The following is a 17,529-nucleotide window of genomic DNA, read 5'->3' as shown; positions in this document are numbered from 1 at the left end:
CTTGTCCGGAAAGACCAGGCGGGCGGAGGTTTGTGCCGATTGATAGCGCGCTCAATTGTACGATGTCTGGCGACGCTGTTGGACAGCTGACATAGCGCTGCTGTGGCTTTCGCATTGATTGAATTCGATTTCACCGTTGGCACGATAGATGCGTAATCGTCTAAAGGGCGCCATAGAGGAGAAGTCGTTCGATGAGGACGCTTACCAGAAACTCTGACGCGGTTGAGTGGCAGCTGCGATGCTGCCGGCACCATATTTGGTGATGCGCAAGGTTGGCACGAAGATTGAGTGATCTGCTTCGGCGAAGGGTTTCGTCACATCAATGCAGACCAGCCTAAGCCCGACAACAGATACGAACCGATGTGAGCGATTTGCGTGAATCAAGAAAGTCGCCTTCCGAGCTTGAGCGATGAACAGGTGCAGAGCATATCTGCCGCGCATGAACTGCTAGCGCGTGGGGAGGAGTTTTGGCGACGGCGGCTCGAGCAGTTTAGCAGATTGCATCTTCCTTTTCTGTCATCGTCCGTGGCTGCGGCGCCTTCCCGATGGCAGTCGAGTTCGTGGTTTAGCCCAAGCGGTTTGGCTAAACTTTCCCCACAAGATCGCTCGGAATATTTGGTGACCGCTTGGCTGATCTATCTCGCTCGAGTCACCGGGCAAAAAGAGTTTCAACTGGGATGGAAGCCTGCATGGGACGGATTGCAAACTGGCTCCAAACTCGTAATCGCCTCCGTCGTGCCGATGGAGGTTTGCATTGAGCTTGCTTATGATTTTGAAGAAGTGCGCAAAACCGTAGCGGCCGAAGTCGCTCAGCTGAGGGCACACGCCAGCTTTGCCCGAGATCTTATCGCGCGCTGCCCGACCCTGCGAGGAGTGGAGGCGCTACGGGCGCGCCACCCTTGGCCGATTGGTATTGCAATCGCGACAGAAAGCTGTTCCGTCGCCGACGATCTGTCGGCGAGCCACAAGACTGGCCAAGCCTTATGCGGCGATTTGCTGACCTTTGAGGTTCGCGCTCTGGATGGGAGCTTCCGCTGGCATTTTGATGCCGCTCGATTGGCGCCCAAGCAGATCGACGGCATGACGCAGCATTTGCAAGTTTTGTTACGCGGCGTGATGGACGATGCGGGGCAGTCTGTCGGCCGAATCGGCATTCTGCCAACCGACGAACGCGCGTATCTGCTTGAGGATTTGAATCGGACGGCGGCGCCTTTTTCGTTTGAGCGATGTATCCATGAGTTGTTCGAGGCGCAGGTGCAAAGGGCGCCGGAAGCGGTTGCAGTGGTCCATGAGAGGGAGAGACTGAGCTATGGCGAACTCAATGCGCGGGCCAACCGCCTGGCGCATTATCTGATCGAGCTCGGGGTCAAGCCGGACCAGCCGGTGGCGATCTGCCTGGAACGCAGCCTAGCGATGGTGGTCGGTGTGTTGGCGATCATGAAGGCTGGCGGTGCCTATCTGCCGCTAGATCCGACTTATCCGTCAGCGCGGCTGCGGCAGATTGTCGACGATGCAAAACCGAAACTGCTGCTTTGCGATGTCGCCGGTCGAACCGCATTGGGCGCCGATGCCGTGGCCGATGTGACGGTGGTCGATCTGGAGACGACGACCCCGGCTTGGGGCGAGCGGCCGCCTTCGAACCCGGACCCGGGCACGCTTGGCCTCACATCGCGCCATCTCGCCTACGTCATCTATACCTCCGGCTCAACCGGAATCCCCAAGGGCGTTGAAATGTCCCATGGCGCGCTTGTGAATTCGCTTGCGGGCATTGGCACGTCAAAACAGCGCACACTTCAATTCGCGACCCTGAACTTCGATGTGTCCTGTCAGGAATTGTTCATCTGTTGGAAGGACGGCGGAGTGCTTGTGCTCGTGCGGGAACAGACCCGGAGGCGCTTCTCCGACCTGCTGGAATTTGTAGAGCGGGAGGCCATCGAGCGGCTTTTCCTCCCGTTCGTGGCATTGAATCATTTTGCGGAAGTCTGGAGCACGCAGCGGGTGCAGCTGCGCGCTTTAAGAGAGCTTTATACAGCCGGCGAGCGATTACAGGCCACTCCACTGCTTAGGGCGTTCTTCGAAGCACATCCGAACGCGAGATTGATCAATCAATATGGGTCCACGGAAATCAGCGTCATTTCCGAGCACCACCTTGCAGCTGATCCGTCATGTTGGCCCCAGATGCCTCACGTCGGGCGTCCAATCGCCAACACGCGGGTGTACTTGCTGGATGGCTATGGCGCGCCTGTGCCGTTCGGCGCGGTGGGCGAGCTTTACATTGGCGGGGCGGGGGTGGCACGGGGCTACCTCAACCGCCCTGAGCTGACCGCGGAGCGGTTCATCGCCAGTCCCTTTGTCGAGGGCGATCGGCTGTACCGGACCGGCGACCTTGCACGTTATCTGCCGGACGGCAATCTTGAGTTCCTGGGCCGCAACGACGATCAGGTGAAGATCCGCGGCTATCGCATCGAGCCGGGCGAGATCGTCGCGCGGCTTTGCGAGCACGCCTGGGTGCGCGAGGCGGTGGTGGTGGCGGGCCAGAACGGCGCCGGCGACAAACATCTGATCGCCTATGTGGTCTGCGCGCCCGAGGCCGGCTCGGACGAGGGCGATGGAGGCGCGCTTGCGGGCGCCTTGCGGGCGCACTTAAGTGCGCGGCTGCCGGACTACATGGTGCCGAGTGCGTTCGTGCGGCTGGCGGCGCTTCCGCTCACGGTGAACGGCAAGCTCGATCGGAACGCGCTGCCGGCGCCGGCCGATCAGGCCTATGCGCTGGCGGCCTACCAGTCGCCGCAAGGTGCGGTCGAGACGGCGCTGGCGCAGATCTGGGCCGAGCTCCTTGGTGTCGAGCGCATCGGGCGCAACGACCACTTCTTCGAACTGGGCGGCCACTCGCTCTTGGCCGTGCAGATGTCGAGCCGGCTGTCACAGGCTGTCGGGGTCGAACTGCCACTGTCGACGCTGTTCGCAAGGCCAGTGCTGAGTGACCTGGCGGCAAGCATCGTCGAGCTGTTGAGCCGCTCCGGTCCGCACGAGCTGTCGTCGATTGCAGCCGTGTCGCGTCATGAGCCGCTTGTGCTGTCGTTTGCGCAGCAGCGGCTATGGTTTTTGGCTCAGCTGAACGAAGGCAGCACGAACTATCACATTCCGCTGGCCTTGCGATTGCGCGGGATGCTCGACCGCAGCGCCTGGCAGCGCAGCCTTGACCGTCTGTTTGCGCGTCATGAGGCGCTGCGCAGTGTGTTTGTCGCGACCCAAGGCAAGCCCGGGGTTGAGGTTCTGCCGCCGGACGCGGGTCTGCCGATAGTTGAGCATGATCTGCGGGAGAGATCGGATGCGGAAGCGGCATTTTTGGATCTGTGCCATGAAGAGGGGCGCACGCCATTCGATCTTGCGCGCGGTCCGCTGATCCGCGGGCGGCTGATCCGCATCGCCGACGAGGAACACGTCTTCCTACTGACCCAGCATCACATCGTCTCGGACGGTTGGTCGATGGGCGTGCTGCTGCGTGAACTTAGCCAGCTCTACCGGGCATTCGAGGCTGGGCAGGACGACCCTCTGCCGCCGCTTGCGATCCAGTATCCGGATTACGCCGCCTGGCAACGTCAATGGCTGTCGGGGGAACGGTTGCAGAAGCAGGCGCAGTATTGGCGCAGCGCCCTGGCAGGCACAGCCCGTCTTGTCTTGCCGACGGACCATGCGCGGCCTGCCCAGCAGTCGTTTGCCGCGGCCACGGTCCCGATCACCGTCGATGCGGATTTGACGCGGGAGCTGAAGCGGCTGAGCCTACAGCATGGCACGACGTTGTTCATGATGGTGCTGGCGGCCTGGGCGGCGGTGCTGTCGCGTCTGTCCGGGCAGGACGATCTTGTGATTGGCGTGCCGAGCGCCAATCGGGGGCACCGCGAGATCGAAGAGCTGATCGGGTTCTTCGTCAACACCCTGGCGCTTCGGCTGGACCTGTCGGGCAAGCCGCGCGTGTCGGAGCTTCTGGAGCGGACGCGGCGCACGGTGCTGGCTGCGCAGGAGCATCAGGACCTGCCGTTCGAGCAGGTGGTGCAGATCGTGCAGCCGCCCCGGGCTCTTGATCACACGCCATTGTTCCAGGTGATGCTGGCCTGGGAGAACAATGCGGTTGGGTCATTGGACCTGCCGGGGCTGAGTGTCGAAGCTGCCGGGGAGGAGATTGATCAGGTCGAGTTCGATCTGGAGCTGAGCCTTGGTGAGCAGGGCGAGGAGATCGCCGGAACACTGGCTTATGCCACGGCGCTGTTTGATCAGGCGACGATCGAGCGGCAGCGTGGTTATCTGCTGGCGCAGCTGCGGGCGATGGTTGCCGATGCGCAGCAAGAGGTCCACCGGATTGAGCTGCTCTCGACTGCCGAGCGCACGTATCTGCTGGAGGAGCTGAACCGGACGGCGGCGCCGTATCCTGCGGAGCGGTGCATCCACGAGCTGTTCGAGGCGCAGGTGCACAAGGCGCCGGATGCGGTGGCGGTGGTCTGCAAAGATGAGCGGCTGATCTACGGCGAGCTCAATGCGCGGGCCAACCGCCTGGCGCATCACCTGATCGCCCTCGGGGTCAAACCTGGGGATCGCATTGCCACAGTGCTGGACCGCTCCGTCGCTCTTCTGGTGGCGCAGCTGGCAATTCTGAAGGCCGGCGGCGTGTATGTACCGATCGATCGCGCCCTCCCGCCGGCACGACAAGAATTGCTGAGGGCCGATTGTGCTGCACGCTTGGTGCTTTGCGCTGATGATCTGGTTGAGGCGACGATACCTGTTCGTACTATTGGGCCGCTCATAGCTGGAACGGGATGTAGTTCCGATCCTGGGCTGGCGTTGAGCGCTGAAACTGCCGCTTACGTCATGTACACCTCTGGCTCAACTGGCCTTCCCAAAGGAGTTGTTGTTCCTCATCGTGCCGTCAACCGGCTCGTGATCAACAGTGGGTATGTGAAGATCGATGCAGGAGATCGGGTGGCATGGGCTGGCAATCCCGCCTTCGACGCAAGCACGTTCGAAGTATGGGCACCGCTGCTTAACGGTGGTTGCATTGTTGCCATGCATGCCGCCACCGTCAGGGATACTCTTAGTTTTGCCCGCGCGCTTGAACAGCACCGGGTGACGACACTGTTTCTAACAACAGCATTATTCAACCAACATACATCAACGATTGCTCCGACGTTGGCGCAACTGAAGCACCTCCTCTGTGGGGGTGAGTGCGGTGATCTTGCCTCGTTTCTGAGATTGTTAAAGGAAAAGGGCCCCGTACGTCTCATTAACTGCTACGGGCCCACCGAGACGACGACATTCGCGACGATCTGGACTTGCCCGGCTGATTTTAATGGGTCATTGGTCCCGATCGGGCGCCCAATCGCCAACACGCGTGTGTACTTGCTGGATGGCCATGGCGCGCCCGTGCCGTTCGGCGCGGTGGGTGAGCTTTACATTGGCGGGGCGGGGGTGGCACGGGGCTACCTGAACCGCCCTGAGCTGACCGCGGAGCGGTTCATCGCCAGTCCCTTTGTCGAGGGCGATCGGCTGTACCGGACCGGCGACCTTGCACGTTATCTGCCGGACGGCAATCTTGAGTTCCTGGGCCGCAACGACGATCAGGTGAAGATCCGCGGCTATCGCATCGAGCCGGGCGAGATCGTCGCGCGGCTTTGCGAGCACGCCTGGGTGCGCGAGGCGGTGGTGGTGGCGGGCCAGAACGGCGCCGGCGACAAACATCTGATCGCCTATGTGGTCTGCGCGCCCGAGGCCGGCTCGGACGAGGGCGATGGAGGCGGGCTTGCGGGCGCCTTGCGGGCGCACTTAAGTGCGCGGCTGCCGGACTACATGGTGCCGAGTGCGTTCGTGCGGCTGGCGGCGCTTCCGCTCACGGTGAACGGCAAGCTCGATCGGAACGCGCTGCCGGCGCCGGCCGATCAGGCCTATGCGCTGGCGGCCTACCAGTCGCCGCAAGGTGCGGTCGAGACGGCGCTGGCGCAGATCTGGGCCGAGCTCCTTGGTGTCGAGCGCATCGGGCGCAACGACCACTTCTTCGAACTGGGCGGCCACTCGCTTTTGGCCGTGCAGATGTCGAGCCGGCTGTCACAGGCTGTCGGGGTCGAACTGCCACTGTCGACGCTGTTCGCAAGGCCAGTGCTGAGTGACCTGGCGGCAAGCATCGTCGAGCTGTTGAGCCGCTCCGGTCCGCACGAGCTGTCGTCGATTGCAGCCGTGTCGCGTCATGAGCCGCTTGTGCTGTCGTTTGCGCAGCAGCGGCTATGGTTTTTGGCTCAGCTGAACGAAGGCAGCACGAACTATCACATTCCGCTGGCCTTGCGATTGCGCGGGATGCTCGACCGCAGCGCCTGGCAGCGCAGCCTTGACCGTCTGTTTGCGCGTCATGAGGCGCTGCGCAGTGTGTTTGTCGCGACCCAAGGCAAGCCCCGGGTTGAGGTTCTGCCGCCGGACGCGGGTCTGCCGATAGTTGAGCATGATCTGCGGGAGAGATCGGATGCGGAAGCGGCATTTTTGGATCTGTGCCATGAAGAGGGGCGCACGCCATTCGATCTTGCGCGCGGTCCGCTGATCCGCGGGCGGCTGATCCGCATCGCCGACGAGGAACACGTCTTCCTACTGACCCAGCATCACATCGTCTCGGACGGTTGGTCGATGGGCGTGCTGCTGCGTGAACTTAGCCAGCTCTACCGGGCATTCGAGGCTGGGCAGGACGACCCTCTGCCGCCGCTTGCGATCCAGTATCCGGATTACGCCGCCTGGCAACGTCAATGGCTGTCGGGGGAACGGTTGCAGAAGCAGGCGCAGTATTGGCGCAGCGCCCTGGCAGGCACAGCCCGTCTTGTCTTGCCGACGGACCATGCGCGGTCTGCCCAGCAGTCGTTTGCCGCGGCCACGGTCCCGATCACCGTCGATGCGGATTTGACGCGGGAGTTGAAGCGGCTGAGCCTACAGCATGGCACGACGTTGTTCATGATGGTGCTGGCGGCCTGGGCGGCGGTGCTGTCGCGTCTGTCCGGGCAGAACGATCTTGTGATTGGCGTGCCGAGCGCCAATCGGGGGCACCGCGAGATCGAAGAGCTGATCGGGTTCTTCGTCAACACCCTGGCGCTTCGGCTGGACCTGTCGGGCAAGCCGCGCGTGTCGGAGCTTCTGGAGCGGACGCGGCGCACGGTGCTGGCTGCGCAGGAGCATCAGGACCTGCCGTTCGAGCAGGTGGTGGAGATCGTGCAGCCGCCCCGGGCTCTTGATCACACGCCATTGTTCCAGGTGATGCTGGCCTGGGAGAACAATGCGGTTGGGTCATTGGACCTGCCGGGGCTGAGTGTCGAAGCTGCCGGGGAGGAGATTGATCAGATCAAGTTCGATCTGGAGCTGAGCCTTGGCGAGCAGGGTGAGGTGATCGCTGGGACGCTGGGTTATGCCACGGCGCTGTTCGATCAGGCGACGATCGAGCGGCAGCGTGGTTATCTGCTGGCGCAGCTGCGGGCGATGGTTGCCGATGCGCAGCAAGAGGTCCACCGGATTGAGCTGCTCTCGACTGCCGAGCGCACGTATCTGCTGGAGGAGCTGAACCGGACGGCGGCGCCGTATCCTGCGGAGCGGTGCATCCACGAGCTGTTCGAGGCGCAGGTGCACAAGGCGCCGGATGCGGTGGCGGTGGTCTGCAAAGATGAGCGGCTGAGCTACGGCGAGCTCAATGCACGGGCCAACCGCCTGGCGCATCACCTGATCGCCCTCGGGGTCAGGCCGGACCAGCCGGTTGCGATCTGCGTCGAGCGCAGTCCGATGATGGTGGTGGGGCTTTTGGCGATCCTGAAGGCCGGCGGAGCGTATATGCCGCTGGACCCCGCCTATCCGTCGGCGCGGCTGCATCAGGTGCTCGACGATGCGGCCCCGCCGCTGCTGCTGGCCGATGTGGCTGGCCGTGCCGCCTTCGGCGCGGATGTGCCGGCCATTGTGAGCGTGGTGGAGCTCGATGCTGCGGCGCCGGCCTGGGCCAGCCTGCCGGAAGCGGATCCTGACCGGCGCGCGCTCGGCCTGACCTCCCGCAACCTCGCCTATGTGATCTACACTTCGGGATCCACGGGCACGCCCAAAGGGGCACAGAATGAGCATCGGGCTATCGTTAATCGCCTGATCTGGATGCAGAACGCCTATGGTCTGAAGCCAACAGACGTCGTGTTGCAGAAGACGCCATTAAGCTTCGATGTCTCGGCCTGGGAGTTCTTTTGGACTTTGCTTGAAGGGGCAACGCTGGTACTGGCCCCACCCGGTGCGCACAGAGATCCCGATGCATTGGTCGACTTGATCGTCAGCCAGCACATCACGACGGTTCACTTCGTGCCATCCATGCTGGTCAGCTTTTTGGATGCGAAGAGTGTTGACCGCTGCACATCGCTGCGGCGGGTTTTATGCAGCGGCGAGGCGCTCCCTGCCGCCAGTGTGTATAGGGTTCGGCGCGTATTGCCCTGGACGGCCCTGCACAATCTCTACGGTCCGACTGAGGCCGCGATCGACGTTACATCCTGGAGCTGCCCGGCTGAGTTTGATGAGGCCATCGTCCCGATTGGCCGTCCTATTGCCAACACGCGGGTCTACTTGCTGGATGGTCATGGCGGGCTGGTGCCGTTCGGTGCGGTGGGCGAGCTCTGCATTGGCGGGGCGGGGGTGGCGCGGGGCTACCTCAACCGCCCTGAGCTGACAGCGGAGCGGTTCATCCCCAGTCCCTTTGTCGAGGGCGACCGGCTGTACCGGACCGGCGACCTGGCACGCTACCTGCCGGATGGCAATCTGGAGTTTTTAGGCCGCAACGACGAGCAGGTGAAGATCCGCGGCTTCCGGATCGAACCGGGCGAGATCGTCGCGCGGCTTTGCGGCCACCCCTGCGTGCGCGAGGCGGTGGTGGTGGCGCGCGAGGATGGTCGCGGCGAGCAGCGCCTCGTTGCGTATGTCGTTGCCGCCGAAGCTGAGGAATCTGATCTTGCCGGCGGTTTGCGGGCGCATGTGAGTGCGGGGCTGCCGGACTACATGGTGCCGAGTGCGTTCGTGCGGCTGGCGGCGCTTCCGCTGACGCTGAACGGTAAGCTCAATCGAAACGCGCTGCCGGCCCCGGGCGACGAGGCGTATGCGCGCCGGACCTACGCGCCGCCACAGGGCGAGACGGAGACGGTGCTGGCGCAGATCTGGGCCGAGCTGCTGGGGCTGGAGCGGGTCGGACGGCACGACAACTTCTTCGAACTGGGAGGGCACTCGCTCTTGGCGGTGCAGATGATCGAGCGTCTAAGGCGGCGGTCACTGCGCATCGAGGTGCGCACCTTGTTCGTCAAGCCGGTGCTGGCTGATCTGGCTGCAAGCCTGGGCCGCCATCACGAGGTGGCGGTCCCGGCCAACCTGATCACCGAGCGAAGTGCGGCGATCACGCCGCAGATGTTGCCGCTGATTGAGCTGGCCCAGGGCGAGATCGACCGGATCATCGCCACAGTGCCCGGCGGGATTTGCAACATCCAGGACATTTACGGCCTGTCGCCGCTGCAGGACGGCATCCTGTTCCATCATCTGTTGGCGGCAAAGGGCGATCCGTACCTGCTGGTATCGCAGATGGCGTTTGACGAGCGTGGGCTGCTCGATCGCTATCTTGCCGCGGTCCAGCGGGTGGTGAATCGGCACGACATTCTGCGCACCTCGTTCGTCTGGGAGGGCCTGTCGCGCCCGGCCCAGGTGGTGTGGCGGGAGGCGCGACTGGAGGTGATCGAGGTCGAGCTGGATGGCGCTCATGGTGCTGGCGCCGCGCAGCTTAAGGAGCGGTTTGATCCGCGCCAGCACCGCATCGAGCTTGGCCGAGCACCACTGCTGCGATTTATGATTGCGCGCGAGCCCGGCAGCGCGCGCTGGCTGCTGCTGGAGCTGCAGCATCATCTGATCGGGGATCACACGACGCGGGACGTGATGCATGCTGAGGTCCGGGCCGAGCTGGAGGGGCGCCAGCATGAGCTGACGGCGCCGCAGCCATTCCGCAATCTGGTGGCGCAGGCGCATCTACGCCGTGATGCCAAGGCCGATGAAGCGTTCTTTCGGGAGCTGCTGGCCGACATCGACGAGCCGAGCACGCCGTTCGGCTTGCGCGAGGTGCGCGGCGACGGCAGCGGGGTTCGAGAGGCGCAGCGGATGCTGCCGTCAGCGCTCCAAGCGAGGCTGCGCGAACAGGCACGGCGGCTGGGCGTGAGTCTGGCGAGCCTGTGCCATCTGGCGTGGGGACAGGTGGTGGCGCGCAGCAGCGGCCGCGAGCAGGTGGTGTTCGGCACGGTGCTGTTAGGCCGCCTGCAGGGCAGCGCTGGCGCCGACCGCACGATGGGGCTGTTCATCAACACCCTGCCGCTGCGGCTTGATCTTGATGGGACAGCGGTCGAGGCGAGCGTGCGAACCACGCACGCCCGGCTGGCCGAGCTCTTGGCGCACGAGCAGGCCTCGCTGGCGCTGGTACAGCGCTGCAGCGCTGTTGCGGCGTCGGCGCCGCTGTTCAGCACGTTGTTGAACTACCGTCACAACACGGCGCCGGCTGTGCCCGGCTCCGGGATGGATGATGTCTTGTCGGGCATGGAATGGCTGGGTGGGGAGGAACGCACCAATTATCCGCTGACCCTGTCGGTGGAGGATTTTGGCGAGGCGCTGGGCCTCACTGTGCAGGTGGCGGAGCCTATCTCTGCGGATCGGATCTGCGGCTACATGCAGCGGGTGCTCGAGGAGCTGGCAAAGGCGCTGGAGCATGCCCCGGATACGCCGGTACGCGAGTTGGACATCTTGCCAGCTGAAGAGCGCACCTATCTGCTGGAGGATCTGAACCGGACGGCGGAGGCCTATCCATCGGACCTGTGCGTCCATGAGCTGTTCGAGGCGCAGGTGCAAAAGGCGCCGGAGGCGGTGGCGCTGGTCTGCGAAAACGAGCGGCTGAGCTATGGCGAGCTCAACGCGCGGGCCAACCGGCTGGCGCATCACCTGATCGCCCTCGGGGTCAAGCCGGACCAGCCGGTTGCGATCTGCCTCGAACGCAGTCCGGCGATGGTGGTTGGTGTCTTGGCGATCCTCAAGGCTGGCGGTGCCTATCTGCCGCTGGACCCAGCATATCCCAGCGAGCGGCTGCATCAGGTTGTCGACGATGCCGCGCCGCGGCTGCTGCTTTGCGACGTCGTCGGTCGCGCAGCACTCGGTCTCGAGGTGCTGACCGATGTGACGGTCATCGATGTGGAGACGGCCACGCCCGCCTGGGCCGAACGGGCGGCTTCAAACCCTGACCGGCGCACGCTTGGCCTCACATCGGGCCATCTCGCTTATGTGATCTACACCTCAGGCTCAACCGGAACCCCAAAGGGGGTCATGGTCCAGCATCAAGGGTTGGTCAATCTGCTGTCGGCTCAGGTCGGCCTCTTTGGCGCTTCTTCCAACAGCCGCGTCGTGCAGTTCGCCTCCATTGCTTTTGATGCAAGCGCTTGGGAGCTTGTTATGGCGTTTGGCTCCGGAGCCGCTTTGCACTTGCCTGCGGAAGAGATCCGTCAAGCGAGTAACAAGCTATCGGATTATCTGCAAAGCGAAGCCATCACCCACGCGACATTACCCCCAGCGTTGCTTCAGACAAACAAGGATCCGAAATGTTTGGCTGTGCAAGCTCTCGTTCTTGCTGGAGAGCTGCCGAAGCCAGAACTCATCCGAAGTCTGGCCCCAACATCAATTGTCAATGCTTACGGCCCGACCGAGGCAACAGTCTGTGCGACGATCTGGACTTGCCCGGCTGATTTTAATGGGTCATTGGTCCCGATCGGGCGCCCAATCGCCAACACGCGTGTGTACTTGCTGGATGGCCATGGCGCGCCCGTGCCGTTCGGCGCGGTGGGTGAGCTTTACATTGGCGGGGCGGGGGTGGCACGGGGCTACCTGAACCGCCCTGAGCTGACCGCGGAGCGGTTCATCGCCAGTCCCTTTGTCGAGGGCGATCGGCTGTACCGGACCGGCGACCTTGCACGTTATCTGCCGGACGGCAATCTTGAGTTCCTGGGCCGCAACGACGATCAGGTGAAGATCCGCGGCTATCGCATCGAGCCGGGCGAGATCGTCGCGCGGCTTTGCGAGCACGCCTGGGTGCGCGAGGCGGTGGTGGTGGCGGGCCAGAACGGCGCCGGCGACAAACATCTGATCGCCTATGTGGTCTGCGCGCCCGAGGCCGGCTCGGACGAGGGCGATGGAGGCGGGCTTGCGGGCGCCTTGCGGGCGCACTTAAGTGCGCGGCTGCCGGACTACATGGTGCCGAGTGCGTTCGTGCGGCTGGCGGCGCTTCCGCTCACGGTGAACGGCAAGCTCGATCGGAACGCGCTGCCGGCGCCGGCCGATCAGGCCTATGCGCTGGCGGCCTACCAGTCGCCGCAAGGTGCGGTCGAGACGGCGCTGGCGCAGATCTGGGCCGAGCTCCTTGGTGTCGAGCGCATCGGGCGCAACGACCACTTCTTCGAACTGGGCGGCCACTCGCTTTTGGCCGTGCAGATGCTCAGTCAAGCATTAAATCTTGGGCTGAGTTTTAGCGCCACCGACCTCTTCCGAGCCCCTGTTCTAAAGGAGCTTGCATCGAAGATTCGTTTGCAGGTGCAGCCCAGTAACACGGCGGTGATTCCCGTTCGAGCGACCGGATTGCAGCCACCTCTCTTCTTTGTCCCCACAGGTTTTGGGGATTGTTCGTATGTCCTCGGTTTGGCAGCGGAAATGGATGCAGACTGCTCGGTCTACGCTCTGCCATGGCCCCCTTTGGATGACGTTCGTCCACCGACTCTTGAGACGATGGCCGTGGAGGTGATTCTTGCGATTAAACAGATCCAGCCCCGTGGCCCATACCGTTTTGCTGGATACTCATCAGGTGCAATCCTGGCTTATGCAATTGCCGAGCAGTTACTGAGTGTTGATGAAGTTGTGTCATTCATGGCGTTCATCGATGTCAGTCTACCCGCGGCTTCTTCAAACGGATCACTGAAGAATTTGGCGCGAGAATTTGTTTTGGATCGTTGTGGAATCTTGCGCGATGAGTATCACGAGGTTCTGGAACGCGACACCGAACCATGTTCCATCTCTGAGTTGCTTGAAAAGGCGCAGCAAATAGGAGCGTTAGCTCCAGATCACGATCTTCGCAGTGACGTTTCAATGTATCAAAGGGCCGCGACATTTCACCGCGCGCTACAATCGTATCGCGTTCCGTCGCTCGCGATTGAAATACATCAGTTCTATGCGAGTGAGCCTCTCGTCAGTCGTTGGGTACCATTTGACAAACGACCCAGTAGCGACTTGCCAAACCAGGGCTGGGACCGGGTCGTGGATGCTGGGGCTATTCGTGCCGTACCGGTTCCAGGCAACCACGCGACAATGGTGAGCAATCCAGAAAACCGCCGAGTTCTGGCTCGAGCCATTTCAACAGCCTTGATCGGGACTGTTGAATAGACCGAGAAAACTTTCTCCGAAAGCTGAGGGTTCGAAGCTTCGTCTCGAGATCCGCCGCTGCTCGTTGGTTTTTCCCTGGACCTGTGCGCACACGTCGTCGATCGGCTGAAAGCTGATCTCAGAACTCCAGGCCTTCAGATAAAGGCGCCCGCTTACTCTTCCACGTATTCCACTCATCCAGAATGGCACGATCGATATCGAGTGCGGCGGAACTGCCAGCAGCAAGCAGAGTCAGGAAGCCGAGTGACGGTCAGTCCCTCCTTCAAGTTATGCTGTGTCTCGTCAATTTTGCGATGAAACTGCCAATCCTACGATCGAAGGAAGGAAAGGTTTACTTTCAATAAGGCGCTGACATCTTAGTTCGGTTTTTAACAGCCCCGCTGTGGCGTCGATGCCGCGTCGAACGCAACCTGAAATTACACCTGATACTCCACTTCGCCTTGCCGATGCTGTGAAGGTCGCATTTCCTTTGGGAGGAATGACCGTCGCGGGTTTGCGTCGTGAGCGCGACCGTAATCGACTGGTTATCGAGAAGATTGCGGGCAAGGAATTTACAACGCTGGCTCATATCGGACGGATGAGAGAGCTATGCCGCGAAGAAGCAAGGGCGCCCGACTTCAGCTCAAGGCTGCCCGCCGAAACAAGAGCGCATAAATCACTCACCGGGCAATCTGGATCATCAGAGACAACGGCCGGGATGTCAGCACAGGCTGCGCTGCAGATGAGATTGCGGCCGCGGAGGAAAAGCTAGGAGATTACATCAGCTCTAAACACACGCCAAAGCGAAGAATCCTCCACATAGACGATATCGCTATCGCGGATGTCCTCTCGATTTATTTGGACGCGCAGTTAGACAATCTTCGCGGCCGTTTCAATGTCGATAGCGAGAGCAAAGATACGATCGCCAATATCCGCAACTTTAAGAAGCGGATCGAACCGTTGAACGGGTGGGGGGGGGTAAAAATGCCCGAAGCCATCCCAGTCATCGTGAATGCTTAACGCGGGGCTGGCCGGTATCGAGAGGTACGTCGATCCGCTTGCCGCTCTGGTCAGCCGCTACGATCACGTGATCGGCGTACAGGGTGCCAGTCGTGCAATGTTTTGTTGCCATTGAGCTGTAATCCGGCTTGGTCCGACGTCACCGCCGGCTGGTAGCGATCGCCGGCGCCGACGCCCAACTCTGTTATCGCGACTCCGATTATCGCACTATTCGCGATGGCTCTGAGCCACCGCGCTTGGTGGCCTCATCCTTGTTCAGGCGTAAGTCCTCGAGCAGGTCGAAGTGTGTCCTCTGCGCCTTGGAGTCCGTAGGCGCAAGTGCAACGAGCAGATCGAAGGTCTGACGAAGCGATGCGCCGAGACCACCGAACTTGACCGGAACCCGCAAGGCTCCAAACCCCGCCGCTTTGAGCAGCTTTATCGCTTCGAACGGGACAACGCGGTTTCGCTCGCGCTCCACCGCCCCCGCGGCGATCCCCTCAAGCACAGGCCGGAGCGAATCGCTTCTCGAATGGAATGCATTCAGTTTTACGCATTGATCGTATCCACGTCATGCGTTCGCCGCCCCGACTCTGCGATGACCCATTTCGCGCAGCTGATTTTTTTCCTTGAATGGCGCGCCGCCTCGAACGAATGTCTTGGATCCCGCAGAAATACAGTCTGGCTCTCCAACGACACGGGAATATTCTTCGTGAGCGTGGATTTTCGGTCTACTGAGTTGCGCGGAGAGAAGCAGAACAATGACCATTCACCACGTGGGCCCCATATCAGCGATGTAGAACTGGAGAACGGCTGAGCGTCTATTCCAAAGGACGGGTTGCCAAAATGCTGACCGGTTGGCTCAACTGTCTGTATGATCCGGCGGTGCTTACCGGCACCGTGCGAAGGCACATCGTAGCGTTCAGGAAATAGTGCTCGAAAGCTGACTGGTGCGCCTCAGAGATGCGGACCAATTTATGTCTGAAAGCCGGTAGTTGCTGCGCGAGCGATCCTGGCCTCGACCGAAGGGTCTTACGCCGTCCGCGATTTAGCTTTGCAGGTCAACGCTCGCGAGCCGCTGCCGGTCCAGAATCACGATCTCGCGTTGAGTATTGCCGATGAAATCGAGGACGCCATCACTGTGCAATTGCGATACTGCACGCGAAACGGTCTCGATGGTCAGGCCAAGGTAATCCGCGATATCACGCCGAGACATTGGCAGCGAGATAACGTCAGCAGCCGTGAGCCGTTCATCCATTTCGTGCAAGAACGCGGCAACGCGCTCCAGAGCGGTTTTGCGTCCAAGCAGCAGCATGTGGTTTTCGGCGTGCTGCAAGTTATTCGTAGTCAGGCTGAGCAAAGTGCGCCAGACAACCGCGTCAGTCTCGGCCACCGTCTCAAGATGTTGCCGCCTGATCAGGCGAACAGTGGTTTGGATGATTGCTTCCGCCGTGAATCGGTGGGCTACGCCGTTCTCGAGTCCAAAAATATCACCTGGCAAATGAAATGCGCCGATCTGACGGCGTCCATCGGGGAGTAACTTGCAAGTCCGTACCGCGCCTTTTCTGACCTGATAGACGTACTCGGCTGGGTCACTCTCGATGTAGATCGTCTTACCTTTCTTGTAAGTGAATTCGCTCAAGCTGACGATCGGATTTGACCCGCTCGATATGCCGAGCTCACTGAGCGAATTGATGCGGGATCTTTGGTCTGTGGTGATGCTCACAAACATGGTCCGACACTCCTAAACCAGAATATGCGAAGGGAATTGGAGCCTCGCGAATAAATTTGGTGCAATCTATGGATGCCTGCACAGTATTTAACAATCATCTATGAAAAAGAAGTCGTGTCCTTGTGACGCAGTGCCCGCGCAACAGTCGAGGCGAGGCAATTGTGGCCTTCGATCGTCGAGGATAGGTGCCCGGCAACACGCCTCAGAGCGAATGAAACGATCCTAGATTTGACTGCTGTACGAGTGTTCTGCTGCGCGAAGGCGCCAAGTCGCGGTTAAAAGATGCGTTTCGCCGGGCGGTGTCGCTGGAAGGCTGCTTCGAAATGCCGGCGGGTTAGCCCAGGACCGAGGACGGGTCGAATAATCCGCTCCAACCCTCTCATTGCTCCCCACCCTTATATCCAACGTCCTGCTCAAGTATCCCGCTCGGGTCTCTGTCCACGGGTGATGGTCTTGCTGACGATAGTCCGACTGGACCCACCATCCGCCATTGATTAAGATCAAACCGCTTTATTCGGATCCTCTATCCTTCAGCGAATTAACGGAGGCAAGAGATCTCATGCGCTACGTTCTCGCTATCGGAGTGCTAACACTTCCTATCCTCGTCGGCTTTGGATCAGGCTCGACCGCCGCTTCACGGGTTCATTCGTACACCCCACCGGCCCGGCAAGACGTTTATTGCTTGCAGGGCCGAGCCTGGGGATATCCGGGCAACTGCCAGTTCTCAACCTATAGCCAGTGCATGGCTACCGCCTCTGGCACATATGCCTATTGCGGTATCAATCCGATCTACGCCTTCGAGCGACAGGGAAGGCAATTCGGCTGGAGCGAACGTCGTTAGGTCAGCCAAGGACGGCGTTGGATGAACGGGCGGGCCGTCCAGGCTCTTGTTGCCGTTCGCTCGACCCCGCCTATTCTGCGCTGAATCCGTTGGGGCGTTCGTTTGATTGCGTCCAGTGCCGAGCGTGCTTGCATGTTGGACGGCAATAGCCGGTCCGACCATGCGAATTCGATGTCTCCGATCTCTTCGGCAGAGCAAGTGATCTCAGATGCCGGCGAATGCGATTGGAATATTCCAGTCAGCGGCCGAAGCCGCAGTATTTGGTGCAGATGGTCCGATGCCGCCGTACGGCCGTGGCGATTTGAATGACCTTCTGCGCGGCGAGGAAATGATCAGCTTGCACCCACACAGCAACAAACGATGCGTTCGCCGCTAAACAAAAGGAAGCTGATTTTCCCCGCGTGGCGAAAAATAGTTCGTCTTGGACTCGCATGGTCGAACAATCTCTGAGAGGATTGATCATCAGGCGATGGTCCCACTCAGGAGCGCGGACAAT

5 protein-coding genes are annotated in these 17,529 nt (G+C 61.2%); 3 read left to right on the top strand and 2 right to left on the bottom strand.

The features are described 5' to 3' along the window. Positions 1–618 precede the first annotated feature (618 nt). Positions 619–13,482 (top strand): non-ribosomal peptide synthetase, encoded by a 12,864-nt coding sequence (locus ACTEK7_RS11715; protein ID WP_474808389.1) that lies wholly within the window; start codon positions 619–621, stop codon positions 13,480–13,482. A 1,282-nt stretch (positions 13,483–14,764) separates the two neighbouring features. Beyond that, positions 14,765–15,277, top strand: a complete 513-nt coding sequence (locus tag ACTEK7_RS11710; protein WP_225131115.1) for a hypothetical protein — start codon at positions 14,765–14,767, stop codon at positions 15,275–15,277. 231 nt (positions 15,278–15,508) lie between these two features. On the opposite strand, the gene ACTEK7_RS11705 is transcribed toward ACTEK7_RS11710, so the two are convergent. Further along, a complete protein-coding gene (locus tag ACTEK7_RS11705; protein WP_225131113.1) occupies positions 15,509–16,192 on the bottom strand; it encodes a helix-turn-helix domain-containing protein in 684 nt (227 codons plus the stop codon). A 559-nt stretch (positions 16,193–16,751) separates the two neighbouring features. Here ACTEK7_RS11705 and ACTEK7_RS11700 point away from each other — a divergent pair. Then, complete coding sequence (locus ACTEK7_RS11700) at positions 16,752–17,033, top strand: DUF3551 domain-containing protein (RefSeq protein ID WP_128947516.1); 282 nt, start codon at positions 16,752–16,754, stop codon at positions 17,031–17,033. Between the two features lie 238 nt (positions 17,034–17,271). Here ACTEK7_RS11700 and ACTEK7_RS11695 read toward each other — a convergent pair whose 3' ends face one another. After that, entirely contained in the window at positions 17,272–17,496 is a 225-nt protein-coding gene (locus tag ACTEK7_RS11695; RefSeq protein ID WP_225131111.1) for a hypothetical protein, read from the bottom strand. Positions 17,497–17,529 lie beyond the last annotated feature (33 nt).

The sequence above is a fragment of the Bradyrhizobium sp. JHI2711 genome, from assembly GCF_056156565.1.
Note: the sequence above shows the minus strand (reverse complement) of the source record. Positions and strands in the feature narration are given on the sequence as shown.